The sequence below is a fragment of the Bacillus sp. MRMR6 genome (assembly GCF_001940785.1).
Lineage (GTDB): Bacteria > Bacillota > Bacilli > Bacillales > Cytobacillaceae > Neobacillus.
In genome coordinates, this window is the sequence record NZ_MSLS01000087.1 from 1 (window position 1) to 766 (window position 766).

At 47.5% G+C, this 766-nt stretch carries 2 rRNA genes; both read left to right on the forward strand.

What is annotated here, in order from left to right:
• A 16S ribosomal RNA gene (locus BTR25_RS26725) occupies positions 1–292 on the forward strand; the annotation flags it as partial.
• A gap of 199 nt (positions 293–491) precedes the next feature.
• Positions 492–766 (forward strand): 23S ribosomal RNA (locus BTR25_RS26730); the annotation flags it as partial.

A 766-nucleotide genomic window follows, 5' to 3' on the forward strand; every position in this document is an offset into this window, starting at 1 on the left:
AAGGGCTGCAAAACCGCGAGGTTAAGCGAATCCCATAAAACCATTCTCAGTTCGGATTGTAGGCTGCAACTCGCCTACATGAAGCCGGAATCGCTAGTAATCGCGGATCAGCATGCCGCGGTGAATACGTTCCCGGGCCTTGTACACACCGCCCGTCACACCACGAGAGTTTGTAACACCCGAAGTCGGTGGGGTAACCGTAAGGAGCCAGCCGCCTAAGGTGGGACAGATGATTGGGGTGAAGTCGTAACAAGGTAGCCGTATCGGAAGGTGCGGCTGGATCACCTCCTTTCTAAGGAWAATGCAGTCCRTATGGACTGATAAAAAGTTGACCGCTTTTTGTTTGTTTAGTTTTGAGGGAGCAATTCTCTCAAAGCTTTTTTTAATCGTTCTTTGAAAACTAGATAATCGTAAAGAAGAAGTAAAGTAAARCCGAGAACAWGCCACATTAGTTTTCTCTCTTATTTAATAAGAAGAAAAATAACCTTTTAGGTTAAGTTAGAAAGGGCGCACGGTGGATGCCTTGGCACTAGGAGCCGATGAAGGACGGGACTAACACCGATATGCTTCGGGGAGCTGTAAGTAAGCTTTGATCCGGAGATTTCCGAATGGGGGAACCCACTGCTCGTAATGGAGTAGTATCTTTACCTGAATAAATAGGGTATTGAAGGCATACCCGGGGAACTGAAACATCTAAGTACCCGGAGGAAGAGAAAGCAAACGCGATTCCCTGAGTAGCGGCGAGCGAAACGGGACATAGCCCAAA